Here is a 19,862-nt window from a genome sequence, read left to right as displayed (position 1 = left end):
GACCAGAGCACAGGAGAACAGCGATATGAAGATGAACCCGTTGGGCCGCACCGGCATGATGGTGTCCGAACTGTGCCTGGGCACGATGACATTCGGCACACAGACGCCGGAGGCAGAGACGCATGCGCAGATCGATATGGCCCTGGCGGCAGGGGTGAACTTTGTCGACACCGCCGAGATGTACCCGGTGAACCCGGTCAGTGCAGAGACCCTGGGCAACAGCGAGCGCATCATCGGCAACTGGAACGAACGGACCGGGCGGCGCGGTGACTATATCCTGGCGACCAAGCATTCCGGTGAGGGGATGCGCCATGTGCGCGACGGGGCGCCGATCTCGTCGAAGACCATCGCGCCCACCATCGAGGCGTCGCTGAAGCGGCTGAAGACGGATTACATCGACCTCTACCAGTTTCACTGGCCGAACCGGGGCAGCTACATGTTCCGGCAGAACTGGACCTATGACCCCTCCAGCCAGAACCGCGAGGAGACCATGGCCAATATGGAGGATTGCCTGGAGGCGCTGCAGCGCGAGGTGGAGCGCGGCACCATCCGGGCCTTTGGCCTGTCAAACGAAAGCGCCTGGGGCACCGCGCAATGGCTGCGGATCGCGGAAGAACGCGGCTGGCCGAGGGTGGCCTCGATCCAGAACGAATACTCGCTGGTCTGCCGGATGTATGACACCGACCTGGCGGAACTGAGCGTGAACGAGGATGTGGGCCTGATGGCGTTTTCGCCGCTGGGCACCGGGCTTCTGACCGGGAAATACCAGGACGGGGCGGTGCCGGAAGGTTCGCGCAAGGCCATCAATCCGGAACTGGGCGGGCGCCACAGCCCGCGGGTCTATGATGCGGTGGCGGCCTATCTGGAGATTGCCAAGCGGCACGGACTGGACCCGGTGCATATGGCGCTGGCCTGGTGCCGGACCCGGCCGTTCATGGCTGCGGCGATCTTTGGCGCCACCCATCTGCCGCAGCTGGAGCATCTGCTCAAGTCGGTGGAGCTGGAGTTGAGCCAGCAGGTGCTGGACGAGATCAATGCTGCGCACCGGGCGCATCCGATGCCGTATTGATCGCATCCGGAGCGGGAAGCTCCCGCCCGTCCTTCGGGCATTGACATGCCCTGGGCCGGTTGGGCCGGGCGCTGCTGGCGCAGCGCGGAAGATTTTGCTGTGAGGCGCTTCAGGGGCAGGTCTGCCCTGAAGCGCCTTTGCGAGTGTATTCAAGGATTGCGCGTCAAGGGTGAACGGTGCTGCGCACCGCCGCTGCGCGGCCCTTGACCCGCGGGGCCGGGCGGCCGGTCAATGCGCGGTCGGGCGGGCCTGCTCCTGGCGCAGGTCGCGGGCGGAGGTGCCGTGAGCGGTGCGGAAGGCACGGGCGAAGCTCGATTGCGAGGTAAAGCCGGTGGCGATTGCCACATCCATTAGCGGCATCGCGGTGTCGGTCACCAGGCGGCGGGCCTCTGCCAGGCGCAGCTGCAGGTAGTGATCCTGCGGCGTGGTGTTGAGTTTGAGCCGGAACTGCTGCTGCAGGCTGCGCGGGCTGGTGCCAAGCGTTTCGGCAATCTGCGCCAGCGGCAGCGGCTCGTCCAGCGAGGCTTCCATCAGCGCGTTGGCCTTAGCCGTCAGCGCACTGTGGGTGCGGCCGCCAAGGCGGCTTTGCGGGCGCGGCAGCGCGGCAGGCCCGTCGAACAGAAACAGACCGGCAACGCGGGAGGCAAAGCCTGCGCCGTGGCGGGCGCTGATGATGTGCAGCATCATCTCGATCGCTGGTGTGGCGCCGCCGGAAGTCAGGCGCGCGTCAGACACGGTGAAGCGGTCATTGCGGGCATCCACCTCCGGGAAACGGGCGGAGAAGTTCTCCAGGTCTTCCCAATGGGTGGTGGCGGGATGGCCGTCCAGCAGCCCGGCCTCAGCCATCAGCCAGGGGCCGCCGTCGATGCCGGCAATCGTGGCGCCGGTGGCCGCGATGCGGCGCAGGCCTGCCAGCAGGCTGGGGGTGGCATGGCGCGCAAGCTGGAAGCCTGCGACGACGATCAGCAATTCGCAGCCCTGCAGCCGGGCCAGCGGGAAACTGGGCACGGTGAGGCCGCTGGTCAGCATCGGTGGCTCGGCTGTGGCGCTGACGTAATCCCAGTCGAACGCGGCCCGCCCGGCCAGCCGGTTGGCGGCGCGCATCGGGTCCACTGCGGCGGCAAAGGACAGCGTGTTGCATTCGTCCAGAACCAGAACCGCTGTTTTCAGCGGCCGGTTCTCGGGCTGCAGGATGTTTTTTGCGGATTTCATCAACTTCGATTCGCCTGGTGTAAACTGTGCCGCAAAAGGCTGCGGCAGAGTCGTCAGCAACGCAAATCAGAATCTGGGGAGGAGCCTGGGGATAACCTAAGGCAAAACCCTGTACATCGAAGGGAAAAGAAAAATGCCTCTGGAAATGAACCGGGACGTCTTCATCACCTGTGCCGTGACCGGCTCCGGCGGCACCCAGGACCGCAGCCCGCATGTGCCGCGCTCGCCCCGGCAGATCGCCGACAGCGCCATCGCCGCGGCCAAGGCCGGTGCTGCCGTGGTGCACTGCCACGTGCGCGATCCAGAGACCGGCGTGCCGTCGCGCCGGCTGGATCTGTACCGCGAAGTGACCGACCGGATCCGCGATGCCGAGGTGGATGTGGTGCTGAACCTGACCGCGGGCATGGGCGGCGACATGGTGTTCGGTGACACCGAGAACCCGCTGCCGCTGAAGGAGGCAGGCACCGACATGGTTGGCGCCACCGAGCGCGTAGCCCATGTGGCGGAATGCCTGCCGGAAATCTGCACGCTCGACTGCGGCACCATGAATTTTGCCGAGGCGGATTACGTCATGACCAACACACCCGGCATGCTGCGGGCGATGGGCCAGATGATGACCGATCTGGGCGTGAAGCCGGAGATCGAGGCGTTCGACACCGGCCACCTGTGGTTTGCCAAGCAATTGGTAAAAGAGGGGGTTCTGGAGCCGAACGCGCTGGTTCAGCTGTGCATGGGGGTGCCGTGGGGGGCGCCGGATGACTTCAATACTTTCATGGCGATGGTCAACAACGTGCCGGATGACTGGACCTTCTCCGCCTTCTCGCTGGGCCGCAATCAGATGGCCTATGCCTCGGCCTCTGTTCTGGCGGGCGGCAACGTGCGCGTGGGCCTGGAGGACAACCTGTGGCTCGACAAGGGGGTGCTGGCGGAGAACTGGCAGCTGGTCGAGCGCGCCAATACCATCGTGTCGAACATGGGCGCGCGGGTGATCGGCCCCGCCGAAGTGCGCGAGAAGCTGGGGCTGAACAAGCGCGCGCCGGTGGCGAAGTAAACGGATTTTCGAGGGGGTGCCACGCGTGCACCCCCTGTACAACTCCTGTGCACCGGGCGGTGCGCCGGGGCGGCCAACTCGGGGCCGGCTGGCCCTCTCAAAGGATACGTCATGAAAACAGCAGCAATCATCGGCGGCGGGGTTATCGGCGGCGGCTGGGCCGCGCGGTTCCTTCTGAACGGCTGGAACGTGCGGGTGTTCGACCCGGACCCGGAAGCGGAGCGCAAGATCGGCGAAGTGCTGGCCAACGCCCGCCGCTCGCTGCCCGGCCTTGGCAATGTGGCACTGCCTGCGGAGGGCAGCCTGACCTTTCACGAAACCATCGCGGAAGCCGTTGAGTGCGCCGAGTGGGTGCAGGAGAGTGTGCCGGAACGGCTGGACCTGAAACAGAAAGTCTATGCCGAGCTGCAGGCGCACTGCGCGCCGGATGCGGTGATCGGCTCCTCCACCTCGGGCTTCAAACCGTCGCAGTTGCAGGACGGCCGGGAAAATCCGGGCCAGATTGTGGTCGCGCATCCGTTCAACCCGGTCTACCTGCTGCCGCTGGCCGAGCTGGTCACCACTGAGGCGAACCCGGCAGGCGTCATCGACCGGGCCAAGGAGATCATCACTGCCATCGGTATGTATCCCCTCCACCTCAAGAAAGAGATCGACGCCCATGTGGCCGACCGGTTCCTGGAGGCGGTCTGGCGCGAGGCGCTGTGGCTGGTGAAGGACGGCATTGCCACCACCGAGGAGATCGACAACGCGATCCGTTACGGCTTTGGCATCCGCTGGGCGCAGATGGGTCTGTTCGAGACCTACCGGGTGGCTGGCGGCGAGGCGGGCATGAAGCATTTCATGGCGCAGTTCGGCCCCTGCCTCAGCTGGCCCTGGACCAAGCTGATGGATGTGCCGGAGTTCACCGATGAGCTGGTGGACCTGATTGCGGGCCAGTCGGATGAACAGTCCGGCCAGTATTCGATCCGCGAGTTGGAACGTCACCGGGATAACAACCTGGTGGGCATGATGCGGGCGCTGGGCGCCAATGACTGGGGCGCGGGTGCGTTGCAGAATGCGCATGACCTGAACCGCGAGGGTGAAGCCGGGCTGGTACGCTCTATGGACGGTCTGGACGACCTGAGCCAGCCGGTGCTGACCCAGAGCCGCGTGGTGCCGCTGGATTGGACCGACTACAACGGTCACATGACCGAGAGCCGCTATCTGGATGCCTTTGCGCAATCCACCGACCGGCTGATGATGATCATCGGCTGCGATGCGGAGTATATCGCCAATGGCGGCAGCTATTTCACCGCCGAGACCCATATCCGCCACATCGACGAGGTGAATGCGGGCGACCCGATCCAGGTGCGGACCCGGGTGATCATGGGCGCGGGCAAGAAGATGCACCTGTGGCATGAGATGTATTCGGGCGAGCGGCTGCTGGCGACCGGCGAGCATATGCTGCTGCATGTGGACCTTGCGACCCGCCGCTCGGCGCCGCCCGCGCCGCATATCGAGGCCAACCTGGTGAAGCTGGCAGAGGCCCATGCGGCACTGGCGGCGCCGGAGGGGCTGGGCCGTGCGATTGGAGCGCCGCGTTGAGCCGGGTTCTGATCACCGCCGGCGGTTCCGGCATCGGACGGGCGATGGCCGAGGGCTTTGCCGCCGCCGGGCATCAGGTCTGGGTCACGGATGTCAGCGCGGTTGCGCTGGCAGACGTGCCGGAGGGCTGGCGCACGACGGCGGTGGATGCCACCGATGAGGCGGGCGTGAAGGCGTTGTTTGCGGAGATCGCTGACGTTTGGGGCGGGCTCGATGTGCTGTGTGCCAATGCGGGCATCGCGGGGCCCACGGCGCTGATCGAGGATATTGCGCTGGAGGACTGGCGCAAATGCGTGAGCGTCAATCTGGAGGGCTGCTTTCTGGCCGCCAAACACGCCGCCCCCATGATGAAGGCGGCCAGGGCCGGGTCGATCATCGTGACCTCTTCGACCGCCGGGCAGTACGGCTACCCGAACCGGGCGCCTTATTGTTCCGCTAAATGGGCCGTTATCGGGCTGATGAAGACGCTGGCGATGGAACTGGGCCCCTTTGGCATCCGCGCCAATGTGATCTGCCCCGGCGCGGTGGAAGGCCCGCGGATGGAAGGGGTGTTAGAGCGCGAGGCGGCGGCCAAGGGCATGACCCGGGATGAGGTCTATGCGGGCTATGCGTCGGGCACCTCGATGGGGCGGTTTGTCGAGGCAAGCGACATTGCCAATTTGGCGGTGTTCCTCGGCTCGGACGCGGCACGGCTGGTGTCCGGGCAGGTGATTGCCGTCGACGGCCATACAGAGAACCCGGACCCGAAAGTGTGAAGTCTGGGTGGTGAACGAAATCGCCCACCCTACTGAAAACTGTTTCGCACGGCCGACAGGCCGGGCAGCGCCCGCCCCGTGGGGGGCGGGCGCTGCCCTTAGTGCCTTTGCGGCGTAGGGTGGGCAATTTGCCCACCAACTGGGCGTGTCAGGAAATCGCCGCCCTGAGCGCCCTGAGCCGTCCGGGCAATTGCCGGGCAGTGATGTCCGCTTCGCGCACCAGATTGTCGAAATGGCTGGTGAAGGTGGCGATCCGCTCCTTGTCGCGGAAGGCGAGGTAATGGGTGCCCGCGTAGAACACGCACAGGAGCGGGCCGAAAATTGTGATTGGTGACGAATAAAGCCGCTTGGCATCAAACAGGTAGATGCGCAGGCGGGGGTAGAGCTGTTCGCAGAGGCGTTCGAACTGGTCAAGCTGTTCCAGCCGGATCTCCAGCGGCAAGCCCTCGTAGTAGCCGACGGCATGGGCAAAGCTGTCGAGCTCATAAAGCGGCAGGGCGATTTCGTAATCGGAGGGCGACTGGCGCATCCAGGTGAGGCGGTCCTCTGAGGCGCCGATGGCCTGGCCTGCAGTGCGGCCCAGATGGGGGGAATATTCCCACTCCAGCAGCGCTCGTGTTTTCAGCATGTCGGGGAGCGCAGCGGGAACGTGGCGGATCTTGTAGCCCTCGGCCTCCTGGTGCCAGTCGAAGATCTTTTCATCCACCAGCGCGCGCGGGGCTTCGGAGAGGGTGAGGCTGGAGGCCAGCAGCTCGGCGGCGCTTTCAGGGCGGTCCGACAGGCTGAGGAGCCAGTCGGCGGAAACCCCGAGCGCCCCGGCGCAGGCACCGACCACGTGGGCGTTGGGCAGCCGTGCGCCCTCATCCGTCAAGAGCTGCGAGATGGTGGAGCGGTCAACGCCGATGGCGCGGGCCAGGGCGCTTTGACTGAGGCCGCTGTCGCGCAGGGCCTTGTTCAGTCTTTGCCGGAACTGCTCAGCTCGCACCCGTTTGTCGATATTTTCTATCATGTGTTTTGAAATATCACGGCTGGTGGATTTTGTTAACTGCATTCGGAATTCTGCACAGGTGCCTGCCGCGGTAGTTTGGAAACAAGCACTTATCGAAGAATTTCAGGAGGTAAGATGGAAACGCGCAGGCGCTCCATTGTAAAGGCGGTGATTTGGAACGTTCTCGGGCTGGTCTCGATGACGCTGGTGGGGCTGATCGCCACCGGTTCGGTCAAGGCGGGCGGCATGATGGCGCTGGTCAACACCGGCATCGGGTTCACCGTGTATCTGTTCTACGAGCGCGTCTGGGCAAAAATCAGCTGGGGGCGCAGCCATGTCTGAGGGGGGGCGGGACTACCTGCCGCGCGGCGTCGAATGGGGCACCCTGGCGCTGATCATTGCCTGCCACGCTGGCTGGCTGGCGGCGCTGTGGCTGCTGCCGCAGGACAGCCTGTTGCTGACGGTTCTGGCGCTGGGCCTGATGGCGGCACTGCATTCCTCGCTGACCCACGAGGCGCTGCACGGGCACCCGTTCCGCAGCCGCTGGCTCAATGAGGCGCTGATGTTCTTTCCGCTCAGCCTGGCGATTCCCTATGGTCGGTTCCGTGACACCCATCTGGCGCATCACGAGGATGAGGCGTTGACCGATCCCTATGACGATCCGGAAAGCAATTTCCAGGACCCGGGCGTCTGGGCCCGGTTGCCCGGCTGGCGCAAGATGCTCTTGCGGGTCAACAATACCCTGCTGGGCCGGGTGGTGCTGGGGCCGCTGATGGGGCAGCTCTGCTTCATGGCTGGCGACTGGCGGCTGGCGCGCCAGGGGCAGCCGGGCATTGTCCGCGACTGGGGGCTGCATGCCGTTGGCCTGGCGGTTGTGATCTGGGTGGTGCTGCAGTCGCCGGCGCCGCTGTGGGCGGCGGTTGCCGGGGCCTATCTGGGGCTTGGCCTGTTGAAGATCCGCACCTTCCTGGAGCACCGGGCGCATGAGACCGCCCGCGGCCGCACCGTGGTGATCGAGGACAGGGGGCCGCTGGCCTTCCTGTTCCTCAACAACAATCTGCATATCGTGCATCACATGCATCCGGGCGTGCCCTGGTATGCGCTGCCGCGGCTGTACCAGACGCGCCGGGCGGAGTTCCTGGCCGCCAATGACGGGTACTTCTACCGCAACTACCTGCAGATTTTCCGCAACTACCTGCTGCGCGCCAAGGACCCGGTGCCGCATCCGCTCTGGCAGCAGCGGGAATAAACCCGCATAAGCGGGGGCATGTTTGCCTGGATCCCCGTTTCCATAGCCGCTGCCAGCTTTCAGACCGTGCGCTTCATGCTGCAGAAGGTCCTCAGCAGCGTGACGCTGTCGCCGGGCGGAGCCACCTTCGCCCGGTTTGTTTATTCCGCGCCCTTCATCCTGGCCGGGCTGGCCGCCTATCTGGCGGTGTCGGGGCGGAGCCTGCCGGAACTGGGCGCGAAATTCTGGATGTTCGCAGCCATCGGCGGCACCGCGCAGATCCTGGCCACCGTCTGCGTCGTGGCCCTGTTCAAGCAGCGCAATTTTGCGGTTGGCATCACCTTCAAGAAGACCGAAGTGATCCAAACCGCCATCGTCGGCTTGGCCGTTCTGGGCGATCCGGTCAGCTTTGGCGGCTGGGCGGCGATCCTGATCGGGCTGACGGCGGTGCTGGTGCTGTCCAGGACGCCGGACACGGCAGGCCCCTGGTGGCGGCATCTGACCAACCGCGCGTCGCAGCTGGGGCTGGGGTCGGGGGTGCTGTTTGCCATCTCGGCTGTCAGCTACCGGGGGGCCTCCCTGCAGCTCAGCGAGCTGGAGCCCGCATTCCGCGCGGCGGTGACGCTGGCGGCGGTTGTCGGTCTGCAAACCCTGTTCATGCTGGTCTGGCTCGGCCTGCGCGACAAGGGCGAGATCGCCCGGGTCTGGCAGGCGCGCAAAGTGGCCGTCTGGGTGGGGCTCACCAGCATGGGCGGCTCGTTCTGCTGGTTCTGGGCCTTCACCCTGCAGAACGCGGCCTATGTGAAGGCAGTGGGGCAGGTGGAGCTGCTGCTGTCGCTGCTGGCCTCGGTGCTGTTCTTCAAGGAGAAAGTCACGGCGCGCGAGCTGGCAGGCATGGGCCTGCTGGTGGTGTCAATCCTGGTGCTGGTTCTGGCCCTTTGAGGCACGGCGTCCGCGGCAGGGCGGCCGGAATTGCCGCGCCGGGAAACGTTACCCGTCGGCGGGCATCGGATAGCCCTTGAGGCGCAGGAATAGGCTGGCCTCGTCGCTGTTGTGGAAATAGGGCACGCTTTGCGGCGGTTCAACATCGCGGACACGGGCGGTGACCTCGGCCAGCACTACCTCGGTAATAAAGGGCAGGTCAAAACTGCGCACCCGGCTGAGCGGGATCCACTGCAGATGCGACAGCTCATCCGCGGCGCGGGAGAAGTCATCCAGGTCGCCGGTGATCTGATCTGCATCCACCAGGAAGAAGCGCGCGTCAAACCGGCGGGGGCGGCCCGGCGGGGTCAGGGCGCGGAACACGAACTGCATGGCGCGGGCAGAGGGGATATGGCCGGTGGCAGCAAAGCGCTGCCAGTCTTCGGGAATGTCTCCGCTCCAGCTGCCAGGCTCACCGAGGATCAGGCCGGTTTCCTCCCACAGTTCGCGCACCGCGGCGACGGCGAGGGCGTGGTGCAGGTCTGCAGGCGCTTTGTCCGCCAGACGCTCCTGACAGACATTGGAGATCGGCGAGGCCAGCGGTATTTCAGCGTCGGCCATATCCACCGCGCCGCCGGGAAAAACGAATTTGTTGGGCATGAAAGCCGCCTTGGCTCCGCGCTGGCCCATCAGAACCTGCGGGTCCGATGACATCCGGCCGCGCATGGCAATGACTGTTGCCGCATTACGGATCGCGGTCTTGTCTGTGGTGGTCTCGCCGCAGAGAAACGTCTTGCTCATGATTTTACTGCCCTTGTCCTGCCGGGGTGTCTTTGCCGAAGCCATGCATCCGCCGCGCCCATTGGTAGGCGATGACGATCCCCTTCATCCGCGGCAGAAGATAGAGGGAAGAGGCGATGCAGCCAATCGTGAAAACCGTGAACATCACCAAAGGCTCCGGCCGCCAGGAAAAATAGACCACGTGCATCAACGGCGCCATGATATGTCCGACGATCAGGATCGTCAGGTAAGCCGGCCCGTCATCAGCGCGGGCGTGGGTCAGGTCCAAGCCGCAGTGGCTGCAGTTGCTGTTCACCTTGAGATAGGAGTGCAGGATCTTGCCTTTGCCGCACTCGGGGCAGCGGCAGCGCCAGCCCTTGGCCAAGGCGGGCATGGTGGGGCGGTCGCCTTCCGGGATCGTGGCGGCAGGGGAGTCGGTCATGGCAATATCCTGTGTGCTGCAGGTATCTTTGCGCGCTTCAGTTTGGGGCGAAAGGGGAAAGCCCTGTCTGTGCGCCGGTTTGCCGCAACGGGACCGCGGTTGAAACTTTTTTCGGAATTCTCCGACGGATATGCGGGGCTGGGGCGTTTTTCCTGTGCATCGGGCAGCAAGAGGCTGCCGCAGGACAAAGGAAAGACGACATGAAACACGTCAAGTTCATCGCCCTGATCGTGGCCGCAGCAGGCATGGCCGCAGGCGGTGCGGCGCTGGCTAAAGGGTTCGGCCACCATGGGGCCAAAATGTCTTTTGAGGAGATTGACGCCGATGGCAGCGGTGAAATCAGCAAGGCCGAGATCGAGGCCATGAAAGAGGCGCATTATTCCCAGGCGGATACGGACGGTGACGGCAAGCTGACGCTGGCCGAGATCCAAGCGCATGTACAGCAGCGGGCTTCTGAACGCGCGGCGCATATGCTGGAACGCTTTGACAAGGACGGCGATGGCGCGTTGAGTAAGGACGAGCTGCCACAACCGCGCCGGGCCGGCAAGATGTTCGACCGCATGGATGCCGATGGCAGCGGCGGGATCTCGAAAGAAGAGTTCGAGGAGGCCCGGATGCGCCACAGCGGCAAGCACCGGCACGGGCACGGGGATGAAACGGAGCAAAACTGATCGCTGACGCGTGCTGCATAAGTCGGAGATATCGCGGCGCCGGGCCTCCAAAGCGGGTCCGGCGGCCATGAGCCCAGCGGCGGCAGCGGAAGCGGTCTCTGACGATGCGCTTCTGGTGCTCTATGCCAATGGCGACGGGCGGGCCGCGGCGGAGCTGACCGCGCGGCTGGGACCGCGGGTCTTTGGCATTGCGATGCGGGTGATGGGGGGCCGCGCCGAGGCCGAGGATGTGACCCAGGACGCGATGCTTCGCCTGTGGAAAATGGCGCCGGACTGGCGGCCGGGGGAGGCACAGGTCTCGACCTGGCTCTACCGGGTGGCGATGAACCTGTGCATCGACCGCAAGCGGCGCGCCCGCGGCGGGTATGTGGATCTGGACGCGGTGCCGGAGCCGCCGGACCCGGGCCGCTCGGCGGCGGAGCAGATGCAGGAGGGGGCGCGGCAGGATGCATTGCAGGCGGCGCTGATGCAGTTGCCGGAGCGGCAGCGGCAGGCTGTGGTGCTGCGGCATTTGGAGGAACTCTCCAACCCGGAAATTGCCGGGATCATGGACATCAGCGTTGAGGCGGTGGAAAGTCTCACCGCCCGGGGCAAGCGGGCGCTGGCCGCGGCTTTGGCCGGGCGGCGCGAAGAGTTGGGGTATAGCGATGGCTGACGAGAGCAAGGCACTGCAGGAGCTGGAGGATATGTTTGCGGCAGCGCGTGCAGATCCGCCTGCGCTGCCGCTGCATCTGAATACGGCCATACTTGCTGATGCTGCGCGTGTGCAGCCGGGAGGACAGACTGCGGCAAATGTCCGTGCGGAGCGTCAGCCGATGTGGCGGCAACTGATTGAGGCGGTGGGCGGATGGCCTGCACTGGGCGGGCTGACGGCTGCCTGCGCGGCGGGTTTGTGGATCGGTATGGCGCCGCCGTCCTTCGTGCCGGACCCGGCAGCTCTGGCAGGCTATGAGGAAAACGGCACCGCTGTGCCATATGACAGCTATGACATGGCGATGGTGCTGAGCGAGGATCTGCAATGAGTTCGGAGAACAAGCCGGGAATGAAATTGTGGCTGAAGCTGCTGCTGGCGGGCTCCCTGGCTCTGAACCTGGCGGTGGCCGGCATTGCTGCAGGGGCGGCCTGGCGGTTTTCAGGCAAGGACAAGCACTGGCGCAGGCCGCCGGATATCGGAGCAATGATCTTCCGCGAACTGGACCCGGACACCCGCAGGGCTCTGCGGCAGGAAGCCGGCGGCCGACACGGCAGCTTTTATAAGCGCCGCCATGCAGAAGGCGCGGCTGTGGTGATTGCTTTGCGCAGCGATCCTTTTGACTCCGAGTCCCTGCTTGCGCTGATGCGGGCGCAGGCTGATGCCCGCCAACATTTTCATACCAAAGTGCAAGAGGCCTGGGTCCGTAAGCTGGAGGGCATGACACCGCGCGAGCGCGCGGCGCTGGCTGACCGGCTGGAAGAGCGTTTGCAATGGCGCGGCAAAGCTAAACAGCACCGCGGCCCTGGCGCCGATTAGCCCGGCAGAATCTTCTGAGCGCCGTTCCTGACTGCTGTACTTGGCGTGAGCAATGCGGAGCGGCCTCGCTTAGGAGGCGATCAATGCGCCTTGAGGTTGATTTGGGCTGCGCCCTTGGATTGCAAATTGCCGATATGGGCGCTGAGGCGGTTATCCCCGGTTGCCTTGGTGGAATTCCTGCAGAAGGATCGGCCTGGAGGAGGCGCGGCCACGTGCACTTCAGGCGCTGGCGAACCGGGACGCACCGGTTCTGCCAAACCAAGTGTCAGGCCATCAGGAAAAAGGGGAAACGCTCCGGTATGGAAGGAAGTGCAAAGGCAGCAGCTGGCGTTCAGGCGATTTCAGAGCGTCTGGATTTGGAGCCGCAAGAAAAGATCAAACGCCTGTTGGCTTGCGGGAATGACCTGTTCAAAACAGCGTCGGCCCTGGTGAGCAATGTCAGGGGCAGCAGGTATGTTGTCATGTATTGCGTTTCGGACGAGGTTGAAGTCGACCCCGGCACTGAATTCGGACTGGGGGACACCTATTGTGTCCATACCCTCAATGCGAAAGCACCATTGGCCTTCCACAAGGCGAGCAGTTCCGAGATTGCCGGGCACCCCTGCTATGAAATGTTCCGTCTGGAAACTTACATCGGAGCGCCGATCAAAATTGGCGGCACGGCATGGGGAACGGTGAACTTTTCCGCAATTGAGGCGCGGGAGCCGTTTGCGCCGCAGGATCTGCAGGCGATGGCGGCGCTGAGCGAGGCGGTCGGCAGGGAGCTGGTGGCCGCCGGTCAGGCCGCCTGAGTGCATTCTGAGGGCAGGGTGACCTGATTTCGGCCTGCGTTCTTGGCATCATAGAGGGCTTGGTCGGCTTTTTCGACCAGCGCAGCAGTGCTGACGTCCTTGCCGGCACCGCCCATCACCGCACCGATGCTGATGGTGACCTTGACCGGCTCGCTGGAGCCCGGCAGCTGAAAAGGAGTGCCGTTGATGGCGTTGCAAAGAGAAATGGCGGTCCGGCCCGCCTCCGCCTCGTCAGCACCCGGCAGCACTGCCATGAACTCTTCTCCGCCGACGCGGGCGAGAAGATCCGCCGGGCGCAGCACTGCTTGCATGCGGCGGGCCGCCTCAATCAGCACGGCATCGCCGGCCGGATGGCCGTAGAGATCGTTGATCCGCTTGAAATGATCGAGGTCAGCCAGCATGACGGCATATTTTTCGCCAGTTTCGGCTGCGGAATGCGCCACCCGGTCCAGAAAAGGTTTGGCATAGCGGCGGTTGTACAGCCCGGTCATCGGGTCCAGATTTGCCGCTCGCAACCCGTTTCGGACACTGTCGCGCAGCTGGTCGTTGCGGAATTTGTGCTGAAGTTGGGCGGTGAGACGGAGTTCAAGCTCCTCCACATCGAAGCCGGTTTGCAGAACGTCATGGGCGCCGCGGTCCAGTGCTTCGGCGGCAATCAGGGGATCAGCCGGGTTCGGCACCGCGATGACCACGGATTTACGGGTGGCCGCGCGGGCGCGCAGATCTGCCAGCAGGCGCAGGCCGGGGCCGGCCGAAGCCTCATTCAACTCAATGACGATGGCGTCGGCTACCGGTGCCTGCATCAGCCCCTGGATGTCGCCGATGGCATGGGTGCGAAGGGCAAAGGGCAGGCGGGCCGAGAGAAGGTCGCGCCAGGCCGCAGCGGTGCGCGGATCCTCGGCCACCAGGGCGACAGTGGCGTTGCGCAGATCCTCGGCGCAGGCGCGGTCGCACAGCGGCAGAATGAAACCATGCGAGGCGTCGCGCTGCAGGTTCAGCTCCTCGCTGGCGCTGCGGGCGCGCAGCAGGCTGCGGATACGGGCCTGCAGGATAACGTCGTCCACCGGCTGCTGCAGCACGTCGTCAATGCCCGCAGCCAGTGCCTGCAGCCGGGCCTTGTGCCCTTCCCAGTCTGAGACCGCGATCACCGGCAGGTCAGCCAGCGCCTCATCCCCTGCCAGCGCGCGTTTGACATCTGCGGCGGTGCCGTCGGGCAGCGACATGGCGGTAAGCACAAGGTCGGGGCGGCAGCTGCGCGCGGCCTGCAGCACCTCTGCCACGCTGCCGGCCGGAACGGCGTCGTAGTAGGCAGCCGCCAGCTGCACCTTCAGCATAATGCGGTTGGTGGCGACGCCGTCGATGACCAGGATAGTGCCTTGCACGCGGTATCCTTTCGCCCCTTGCAAATCCTATGTCTGGAAGTTTTGCTGAGACTGGTTAAGAAACCCTTTCGGATTTTTACTAAATTGACCGCAATGCGGCAGGAGTATGGAGAACATGCGGATTTCCGCTGATGTAGCTGAAACGCTGTCACTCAAGGCTTTGGCCTGGCTGGCCGGAAATGATGAGCTTCTGCCGGTGTTTCTGGGCGCCACCGGCGCAAGCGAGGCGGATTTGCGCGCGCAGGCGTCAGATCCCGCGTTTCTCGGGGCAGTGCTCGATTTCTTAACGATGGATGATGCCTGGGTGATGCAGTTCTGCGATTCCGAGGGGCTGGCCTACCAGTTGCCTATGCAGGCACGGATGTCGCTTCCGGGCGGTGCTCAGGTGAACTGGACTTGAGAACGGGGCAGGCCGGCCCTAGGGTCCTGTCCGGAACCTGTGCAAAAAGGACGTGCCATGACGGTTGATGCATTCCTGTTCGACAAGGACGGAACCCTGTTCGACTTTGCTGCTACCTGGGACGGCTGGGCGGCCCGGGTTCTGGAGGCGTTGTCAAAGGGCGACCTGGACGCCAAGCGGGCGATGGCCGCCGTCATCAGCTATGACCTTGAACGTGAAGCGTTCAACCCCGACAGCCTTGTGATTGCCGGGTCCAACGATGAGGTGGCTGAGGTGCTGGCGCCGTTTGTGCCGGATATGGATGCCGGGGAGCTGGCGGAGTTCCTGGCGGAGAGCGCGGCAGAAGCGGAGCTGGCGCCGGCAGTGCCGCTGGCGGCTTTTCTCGACGGGTTGCTGGCCCGCGGCAAAGTGCTGGGGGTCATGACCAACGACGCCGAGGTTTCTGCCAAAAGCCAGCTTCACAGGGCCGGGGTGCTGGACCGGTTTGTCTTCGTCGCCGGCTGCGACAGCGGCCATGGGGCCAAGCCTGACCCGGATCCGCTGCTGGCGTTTTGCAAGGCGGCTGGGGTTTCTCCGGACCGGACTGCCATGGTGGGCGACAGCCTGCATGATCTGGAGGCAGGCGCCGCGGCAGGAATGCAGCGGATCGGGGTTCTGACCGGCATGGCCCTGCGTGAGGAACTGCTGCCGCATGCGGATATCGTGTTGCCGGACATTGGCCATATCCCCGGCTGGCTGGATCGCTGAATGGGACGTGATCCCGACTGATTCCCCAAATTTCGCCCGGTCCCAGGCGAATCCGCCGGCGCATCTGATTAGTGTGCCGGCATTTCTTTGCGGCTGACTGGGCATATGTGTACAGAAATAGCCTGCCACGGCAGGTGATGCGATAAAAGCGACATGCTGGGTCGGGAACGGACAGGTCCGGGCGGACAGGGTTGGCGCATTGATTACCTATCAGCACTTGAGAAACGCGAATTCACGGGAGGCCAACATGGCAGAGACAGGCACACGCAAGCGGCGGGGCGGGGGCAGGGCTGGCGCAGCGGCCCGGCGCGGCAGTGCGGTGCTGGAGCAGATGCCCTGGCAGATCCCAGTCAATATCGACCGGCCGACCGAGCCTTTAAGCGAAGAGGGCATACAGGCGATCCACGAAGGCGCCATGCGGATCCTGGAGGAGATCGGGGTCGTGTTCCTGAACCCTGAAGCGCTGGAGATATTCAAGCAGGCCGGTGTGAAGGTAGACGGCGAATTGGTCAGGATGGATCGCGATTTCGTGATGGAGATGGTGGGCAAGGCCCCCCGCGAATTCTCCATCACCCCGCGCAACCCGGACCGCACCATTCCGCTGGGCGGCAACCACATTCTGTTCGGCAACGTGTCCTCGCCGCCGAATTACTGGGACATGGAGCTCAACCGCAAAGTGGCAGGCAACCGCGAGCAGTGCCGCAACCTCTTGAAGCTGACGCAGTACTTCAATTGCATCCACTTTGCCGGCGGCTACCCGGTTGAGCCGGTGGACATTCATGCCTCGATCCGCCACCTGGATGTGCTCTATGACAAGCTGACCCTCACCGACAAGGCTATGCATGCCTATTCGCTGGGCAAGGAGCGGGTCGAAGATGTGATGGAGATGGTGCGGATTGCAGGCGGGCTCAGCCACGAGGAATTCGAAGCCAAACCGCGGATGTACACAAACATCAACTCCACTTCGCCGTTGAAGCACGATTTCCCGATGATCGACGGCTGCCTGCGGTTGGCCCGGCGCGGCCAGGCGATCGTGGTGTCGCCCTTCACCCTGGCGGGGGCAATGGCGCCGGTGACCATGGCGGGCGCAGTGGCGCAGTCGATTGCCGAAAGCCTGTGCGCGATTGCGCTGTTCCAGTACGTGCGCCCCGGCACGCCCTGCGTGATCGGCACCTTCACCTCGAACGTGGACATGAAATCGGGCGCGCCGGCCTTCGGTACGCCGGAGTACATGCGCTCGACCCAGATGACCGGACAGATGGCGCGGTTTTACGGCTTGCCGATGCGTTCTTCCGGCGTCTGTGCGGCCAATGTGCCGGACGGGCAGGCGATCTGGGAGACCTCCAATTCTCTCTGGGCTGCGGTGCAGTCGGGAACCAACATGGTTTACCACGCGGCCGGCTGGCTCGAGGGCGGGCTGATCGCGTCCCCTGAGAAGTTCATCATGGACTGCGAGATCCTGCAGCAGATCGAACGCTACATGCAGCCACAGATTTCCGCCACCGGGCCGGAAGAGATCGCCCTGGACGCGATCCGCGAGGTCGGCAACGACGGCCATTTTTTCGGCATCCAGCACACCCAGGACCGCTATGCCACGGCCTTCTATCAGCCGTTCCTGAGCGACTGGCGAAATTATGAGGCTTGGGAGGCTGCGGGTGCCACCTGGACCGCGGAGCGCGCGCACAAGATTTATAAAGAGATCATTGGCAGTTTCGAGGAACCGCCGATTGATGCCGGGATCCGGGATGAACTGGCGGATTTTGTGGCTCGGAGGAAGGCGGAAGGCGGCGCTCCCACAGATTTCTGAGTCTTGATAGCAGAAATGACAGCGGAGGCCCTGCCTCCGCTTCTTTGTGCCTGGCGAAAACCGGATAGAGTCCGCTCTGTTCTGGCGGGGGCCTGCCGGCTTGCTGCCTCCGGCGTGGGCATGCAACGCAAAGCAATGGCGTACGTCCCGGATTGACAGCGGGCGGGTGCCGACATTGCGCGATTGCCCCGGAAGTGATTGGCCTCGGGGCCGGTTGCCATATAATGACAGGGCCGCGCGGATGCGCGGTTGTCGATTTTGAAGGTGCAGGTTTCGTGCTGGAGTATGAGAAAGCGGGAAAATTGTGCGCGTATTTCCCTGTAAGTTTGCTTTGTTGGGCCTTTCTTAACCTGCAGGCGTCAAGACTGTGGCATGGGCAAAGAGGGACCATTGCATGCACGGTCTGATCAACAGAGCGATTCAGGCTTTTGTGACAAGTACCTACGGGGCAGACCGCTGGGAAGAGGTCATGGATGAGGCCGGACTCGGCTTTACTGAGTTCGAAGCGATGCTTTTTTATACCGAAGAGCAGTCCGGCAGCATGCTGGCTGCGATGGAAAAGGTCCTGGCCCGGCCGCTGCCGGAAATGCTGGAGGACATGGGAACATTCCTGGTGTCCAACCCGCAGGTCGAGGCGCTGCGTCGGCTGCTGCGGTTCGGCGGCGTGAATTATGTTGAATTCCTGCACTCATTGGACGACCTGCCGGACCGGGCGCGACTGGCGGTATCCGATCTGCACCTGCCTGGTCTGGAACTGCTGGAGCAGGCCCCGGATCAGTTTGAGCTTATTTGCCAGCCGGGGTTGCCCGGATATGCCTCTGTGCTGATGGGGGTGCTGCGGGCGATGGCGGATGATTACGGGGATCTGGTTTTCCTGGACCACAGCGGCACCCATGGCGGTGCCGAAGTGATTTCTATCACCCTGGTGGAAACCAAATTTGCCGCCGGGCGCGAATTTGATTTGGGAGCGCATTCCCTATGATGACATTGCAGCAGCTGACGCAGATGGCAGGCGTGATTTGCCCGATGTATGCCATAGTCGATGCCAAAGGGCGGATAGTCTCCGCGGGGCCGACCTTGAAAAAGCTGCGCCCGCGGCTGACGTGGGAAGGGCGGCGGTTCTTCCGGGTTTTCGATTTGTCCCGCCCGCGCTCAGTGCGCTCGGTTGAGGATCTCGAACGCACAGCGGGCAGCAAGCTGCACCTGCAATTCCGTGATACGCCGCAGACGGGGCTAAAGGGAGTGTGCACCCCGCTGCCTGACGGGCAAGGAGCATTTATTAACCTCTCATTCGGGATTTCCGTTCTGGAAGCGGTGCGCGACTACGATTTGACCAGCGCCGATTTTTCGCCCACCGACCTGACCATCGAGATGCTGTATCTGGTGGAGGCGAAATCGGCCGCGATGGAGGCGTCGCGACAGCTGAACCTGCGGCTTCAGGGGGCCAAGATCGCGGCGGAGGAGCAAGCATTCACCGACACGCTGACAGGTCTGAAGAACCGCCGTGCCATGGATCATGTGCTGGCGCGGCTCATCAACAGTGGCCGCGAGTTTGCTCTGATGCACCTGGATCTGGACTTCTTCAAACAGGTGAATGACACGCTCGGCCATGCGGCCGGTGATGCGGTGCTGCAGCAGGCGGCGAGGGTTATGGTGGAGTGCACCCGCCAGTCGGACACGGTTGCCCGTGTCGGCGGCGATGAATTCGTGATGATACTCGAGGGCGTGCTGGATACCGCTAGGCTGGCGGCGATTGCCAAACGGCTGATTCAGCGTCTGGAGGAGCCGGTTCCCTTTGCTGGCCAGACTTGCCGGATTTCCGCTAGCGCCGGCACCACGCTGTCGACCTGGCAAAAAGTGCCGGATGCTCAGGAACTGCTGAACCAGGCGGACGTGGCGCTTTATGCCGCCAAGCGTGCTGGGCGGGCGCAGCACTGCTTCTACCGGGAAGGCATGGACAAAACAGGCGGAGCCGATGACAGCCCACCCGCGTCTTCCCGGCCAGCTGAGGTGCGTGGCAGCCCGTCCTGAGGCAATGTACCCTTGCAAGCAATGTGCGAAAATGTTCCGGCGGCCGAAGGGCTGCCGCTTGCATTTCAGCAGCACGGCCTGTCTTTGCATGGCAGCGTGCGAAGCCAAAGCCACGTAGGGGAGTGGACAATAAGTTCACATTTTAGATTGGGAAAGTGGCAGCCCGTAGGGGAATCGAACCCCTCTTTCCAGGTTGAAAACCTGGCGTCCTAACCGATAGACGAACGGGCCACTCTGTCTGTGAGGCGGTGTTTACTGATTGCTCCAGCTGGGCGCAAGAGGGTATTTGCAGGAATGTGAAGTTTTTTTTAGCGGCCCCGAATTCCCCTTAAATGACCGGCCTGAAACGGAAAAAATCGCGTCATCTTTGCGCGCTTGCGGGTACTGATTTGCGGGTAAAGTGGCAGCCCGTAGGGGAATCGAACCCCTCTTTCCAGGTTGAAAACCTGGCGTCCTAACCGATAGACGAACGGGCCACTCTGTGCGTGAGCGG

The 19,862-nt window shown here is 63.7% G+C and carries 22 protein-coding genes and 2 tRNA genes; 17 read left to right on the top strand and 7 right to left on the bottom strand.

Annotated features, from left to right (window positions below):
- Window positions 1-25: 25 nt before the first annotated feature.
- Window positions 26-1,069 carry an aldo/keto reductase gene (locus tag KUV26_RS07450; protein WP_222507879.1) on the top strand — a complete coding sequence of 348 codons (1,044 nt, stop codon included), beginning with the start codon at window positions 26-28 and terminating at the stop codon, window positions 1,067-1,069.
- A 228-nt stretch (window positions 1,070-1,297) separates the two neighbouring features.
- On the opposite strand, the gene KUV26_RS07445 is transcribed toward KUV26_RS07450, so the two are convergent.
- On the bottom strand, window positions 1,298-2,281 hold the full coding sequence (locus tag KUV26_RS07445) for a GlxA family transcriptional regulator (protein WP_222507878.1): 984 nt from the start codon (window positions 2,279-2,281) through the stop codon (window positions 1,298-1,300).
- A gap of 133 nt (window positions 2,282-2,414) precedes the next feature.
- Here KUV26_RS07445 and KUV26_RS07440 point away from each other — a divergent pair, with 133 nt between their 5' ends.
- From KUV26_RS07440 to KUV26_RS07430, 3 genes are all read left to right on the top strand, one after another.
- A complete protein-coding gene (locus KUV26_RS07440; RefSeq protein ID WP_222507877.1) occupies window positions 2,415-3,332 on the top strand; it encodes a 3-keto-5-aminohexanoate cleavage protein in 918 nt (305 codons plus the stop codon).
- Window positions 3,333-3,443: 111 nt separating this feature from the next.
- Window positions 3,444-4,916 (top strand): carnitine 3-dehydrogenase, encoded by a 1,473-nt coding sequence (locus KUV26_RS07435; protein ID WP_222507876.1) that lies wholly within the window; start codon window positions 3,444-3,446, stop codon window positions 4,914-4,916.
- A complete protein-coding gene (locus KUV26_RS07430) occupies window positions 4,913-5,671 on the top strand; it encodes an SDR family oxidoreductase (protein WP_222507875.1) in 759 nt (252 codons plus the stop codon). The genes KUV26_RS07435 and KUV26_RS07430 overlap by 4 nt, the downstream gene beginning before the upstream one ends.
- A gap of 148 nt (window positions 5,672-5,819) precedes the next feature.
- On the opposite strand, the gene KUV26_RS07425 is transcribed toward KUV26_RS07430, so the two are convergent.
- Entirely contained in the window at window positions 5,820-6,680 is an 861-nt protein-coding gene (locus KUV26_RS07425) for a helix-turn-helix domain-containing protein (protein ID WP_222507874.1), read from the bottom strand.
- 114 nt (window positions 6,681-6,794) lie between these two features.
- Between KUV26_RS07425 and KUV26_RS07420 the strand changes: the two genes are divergently transcribed.
- From KUV26_RS07420 to KUV26_RS07410, 3 genes are read left to right on the top strand one after another with little or no spacing between them, the layout of a single operon-like run.
- Window positions 6,795-7,001 (top strand): DUF2061 domain-containing protein, encoded by a 207-nt coding sequence (locus KUV26_RS07420; protein ID WP_174148285.1) that lies wholly within the window; start codon window positions 6,795-6,797, stop codon window positions 6,999-7,001.
- On the top strand, window positions 6,994-7,908 hold the full coding sequence (locus KUV26_RS07415) for a fatty acid desaturase (protein WP_222507873.1): 915 nt from the start codon (window positions 6,994-6,996) through the stop codon (window positions 7,906-7,908). The genes KUV26_RS07420 and KUV26_RS07415 overlap by 8 nt, the downstream gene beginning before the upstream one ends.
- Before the next feature lie 18 nt (window positions 7,909-7,926).
- A complete protein-coding gene (locus KUV26_RS07410; RefSeq protein WP_222507872.1) occupies window positions 7,927-8,829 on the top strand; it encodes an EamA family transporter in 903 nt (300 codons plus the stop codon).
- 48 nt (window positions 8,830-8,877) lie between these two features.
- Here the strand turns inward: KUV26_RS07410 and KUV26_RS07405 are convergent, their stop codons facing one another.
- On the bottom strand, window positions 8,878-9,609 hold the full coding sequence (locus tag KUV26_RS07405; protein WP_222507871.1) for an NUDIX hydrolase: 732 nt from the start codon (window positions 9,607-9,609) through the stop codon (window positions 8,878-8,880).
- 4 nt (window positions 9,610-9,613) lie between these two features.
- Window positions 9,614-10,030, bottom strand: a complete 417-nt coding sequence (locus tag KUV26_RS07400; RefSeq protein WP_222507870.1) for a DUF983 domain-containing protein — start codon at window positions 10,028-10,030, stop codon at window positions 9,614-9,616.
- Window positions 10,031-10,230: 200 nt separating this feature from the next.
- Between KUV26_RS07400 and KUV26_RS07395 the strand changes: the two genes are divergently transcribed.
- The 5 genes from KUV26_RS07395 (at window position 10,231) to KUV26_RS07375 (ending at window position 13,002) form a co-directional block, all read left to right on the top strand.
- Window positions 10,231-10,701 (top strand): EF-hand domain-containing protein, encoded by a 471-nt coding sequence (locus KUV26_RS07395; protein WP_222507869.1) that lies wholly within the window; start codon window positions 10,231-10,233, stop codon window positions 10,699-10,701.
- Window positions 10,702-10,768: 67 nt separating this feature from the next.
- Complete coding sequence (locus KUV26_RS07390; protein WP_222503933.1) at window positions 10,769-11,356, top strand: RNA polymerase sigma factor; 588 nt, start codon at window positions 10,769-10,771, stop codon at window positions 11,354-11,356.
- Window positions 11,349-11,723, top strand: coding sequence for a hypothetical protein (locus tag KUV26_RS07385; RefSeq protein WP_222507868.1), 375 nt, complete (start codon window positions 11,349-11,351; stop codon window positions 11,721-11,723). Before KUV26_RS07390 ends, KUV26_RS07385 begins: the two co-directional genes overlap by 8 nt.
- A gap of 20 nt (window positions 11,724-11,743) precedes the next feature.
- Window positions 11,744-12,211, top strand: a complete 468-nt coding sequence (locus tag KUV26_RS07380; protein WP_261399768.1) for a periplasmic heavy metal sensor — start codon at window positions 11,744-11,746, stop codon at window positions 12,209-12,211.
- An 83-nt stretch (window positions 12,212-12,294) separates the two neighbouring features.
- Window positions 12,295-13,002: a GAF domain-containing protein gene (locus KUV26_RS07375; RefSeq protein WP_222507866.1), complete on the top strand. Its 708-nt coding sequence runs from the start codon at window positions 12,295-12,297 to the stop codon at window positions 13,000-13,002.
- On the opposite strand, the gene KUV26_RS07370 is transcribed toward KUV26_RS07375, so the two are convergent.
- Complete coding sequence (locus KUV26_RS07370) at window positions 12,990-14,384, bottom strand: diguanylate cyclase domain-containing protein (protein WP_222507865.1); 1,395 nt, start codon at window positions 14,382-14,384, stop codon at window positions 12,990-12,992. The genes KUV26_RS07375 and KUV26_RS07370 overlap by 13 nt on opposite strands.
- A gap of 115 nt (window positions 14,385-14,499) precedes the next feature.
- On the opposite strand from KUV26_RS07370, the gene KUV26_RS07365 reads away from it, so the two are divergent.
- The 5 genes from KUV26_RS07365 (at window position 14,500) to KUV26_RS07345 (ending at window position 19,369) form a co-directional block, all read left to right on the top strand.
- Entirely contained in the window at window positions 14,500-14,784 is a 285-nt protein-coding gene (locus KUV26_RS07365) for a DUF3572 domain-containing protein (RefSeq protein ID WP_222507864.1), read from the top strand.
- 57 nt (window positions 14,785-14,841) lie between these two features.
- Complete coding sequence (locus KUV26_RS07360; RefSeq protein ID WP_222507863.1) at window positions 14,842-15,531, top strand: HAD family hydrolase; 690 nt, start codon at window positions 14,842-14,844, stop codon at window positions 15,529-15,531.
- A gap of 247 nt (window positions 15,532-15,778) precedes the next feature.
- Complete coding sequence (locus KUV26_RS07355; RefSeq protein ID WP_222507862.1) at window positions 15,779-17,338, top strand: trimethylamine methyltransferase family protein; 1,560 nt, start codon at window positions 15,779-15,781, stop codon at window positions 17,336-17,338.
- Between the two features lie 394 nt (window positions 17,339-17,732).
- On the top strand, window positions 17,733-18,320 hold the full coding sequence (locus KUV26_RS07350) for a heme NO-binding domain-containing protein (protein ID WP_222503925.1): 588 nt from the start codon (window positions 17,733-17,735) through the stop codon (window positions 18,318-18,320).
- On the top strand, window positions 18,317-19,369 hold the full coding sequence (locus tag KUV26_RS07345) for a GGDEF domain-containing protein (RefSeq protein WP_222507861.1): 1,053 nt from the start codon (window positions 18,317-18,319) through the stop codon (window positions 19,367-19,369). Before KUV26_RS07350 ends, KUV26_RS07345 begins: the two co-directional genes overlap by 4 nt.
- Before the next feature lie 156 nt (window positions 19,370-19,525).
- Here KUV26_RS07345 and KUV26_RS07340 read toward each other — a convergent pair.
- Window positions 19,526-19,600 (bottom strand) — tRNA-Glu (locus KUV26_RS07340).
- Window positions 19,601-19,770: 170 nt separating this feature from the next.
- Window positions 19,771-19,845 (bottom strand) — tRNA-Glu (locus KUV26_RS07335).
- Window positions 19,846-19,862 lie beyond the last annotated feature (17 nt).

Source organism: Leisingera daeponensis (genome assembly GCF_019801465.1).
Classification (GTDB): domain Bacteria; phylum Pseudomonadota; class Alphaproteobacteria; order Rhodobacterales; family Rhodobacteraceae; genus Leisingera; species Leisingera daeponensis_A.
This window is presented reverse-complemented; position numbering and strand designations above follow the sequence as displayed.

Excerpts from the sequence above, each read along its gene's own strand:
- KUV26_RS07450 (WP_222507879.1), top strand. The coding sequence starts at position 26 with ATGAAGATGAACCCGTTGGGCCGCACCGGCATGATGGTGTCCGAACTG.
- KUV26_RS07445 (WP_222507878.1), bottom strand. The coding sequence starts at position 2,281 with ATGAAATCCGCAAAAAACATCCTGCAGCCCGAGAACCGGCCGCTGAAA.
- KUV26_RS07440 (WP_222507877.1), top strand. The coding sequence starts at position 2,415 with ATGCCTCTGGAAATGAACCGGGACGTCTTCATCACCTGTGCCGTGACC.
- KUV26_RS07435 (WP_222507876.1), top strand. The coding sequence starts at position 3,444 with ATGAAAACAGCAGCAATCATCGGCGGCGGGGTTATCGGCGGCGGCTGG.
- KUV26_RS07425 (WP_222507874.1), bottom strand. The coding sequence starts at position 6,680 with ATGATAGAAAATATCGACAAACGGGTGCGAGCTGAGCAGTTCCGGCAA.
- KUV26_RS07420 (WP_174148285.1), top strand. The coding sequence starts at position 6,795 with ATGGAAACGCGCAGGCGCTCCATTGTAAAGGCGGTGATTTGGAACGTT.
- KUV26_RS07415 (WP_222507873.1), top strand. The coding sequence starts at position 6,994 with ATGTCTGAGGGGGGGCGGGACTACCTGCCGCGCGGCGTCGAATGGGGC.
- KUV26_RS07410 (WP_222507872.1), top strand. The coding sequence starts at position 7,927 with ATGTTTGCCTGGATCCCCGTTTCCATAGCCGCTGCCAGCTTTCAGACC.
- KUV26_RS07405 (WP_222507871.1), bottom strand. The coding sequence starts at position 9,609 with ATGAGCAAGACGTTTCTCTGCGGCGAGACCACCACAGACAAGACCGCG.
- KUV26_RS07400 (WP_222507870.1), bottom strand. The coding sequence starts at position 10,030 with ATGACCGACTCCCCTGCCGCCACGATCCCGGAAGGCGACCGCCCCACC.
- KUV26_RS07395 (WP_222507869.1), top strand. The coding sequence starts at position 10,231 with ATGAAACACGTCAAGTTCATCGCCCTGATCGTGGCCGCAGCAGGCATG.
- KUV26_RS07390 (WP_222503933.1), top strand. The coding sequence starts at position 10,769 with ATGAGCCCAGCGGCGGCAGCGGAAGCGGTCTCTGACGATGCGCTTCTG.
- KUV26_RS07385 (WP_222507868.1), top strand. The coding sequence starts at position 11,349 with ATGGCTGACGAGAGCAAGGCACTGCAGGAGCTGGAGGATATGTTTGCG.
- KUV26_RS07380 (WP_261399768.1), top strand. The coding sequence starts at position 11,744 with ATGAAATTGTGGCTGAAGCTGCTGCTGGCGGGCTCCCTGGCTCTGAAC.
- KUV26_RS07375 (WP_222507866.1), top strand. The coding sequence starts at position 12,295 with ATGCGCCTTGAGGTTGATTTGGGCTGCGCCCTTGGATTGCAAATTGCC.
- KUV26_RS07365 (WP_222507864.1), top strand. The coding sequence starts at position 14,500 with ATGCGGATTTCCGCTGATGTAGCTGAAACGCTGTCACTCAAGGCTTTG.
- KUV26_RS07360 (WP_222507863.1), top strand. The coding sequence starts at position 14,842 with ATGACGGTTGATGCATTCCTGTTCGACAAGGACGGAACCCTGTTCGAC.
- KUV26_RS07355 (WP_222507862.1), top strand. The coding sequence starts at position 15,779 with ATGGCAGAGACAGGCACACGCAAGCGGCGGGGCGGGGGCAGGGCTGGC.
- KUV26_RS07350 (WP_222503925.1), top strand. The coding sequence starts at position 17,733 with ATGCACGGTCTGATCAACAGAGCGATTCAGGCTTTTGTGACAAGTACC.
- KUV26_RS07345 (WP_222507861.1), top strand. The coding sequence starts at position 18,317 with ATGATGACATTGCAGCAGCTGACGCAGATGGCAGGCGTGATTTGCCCG.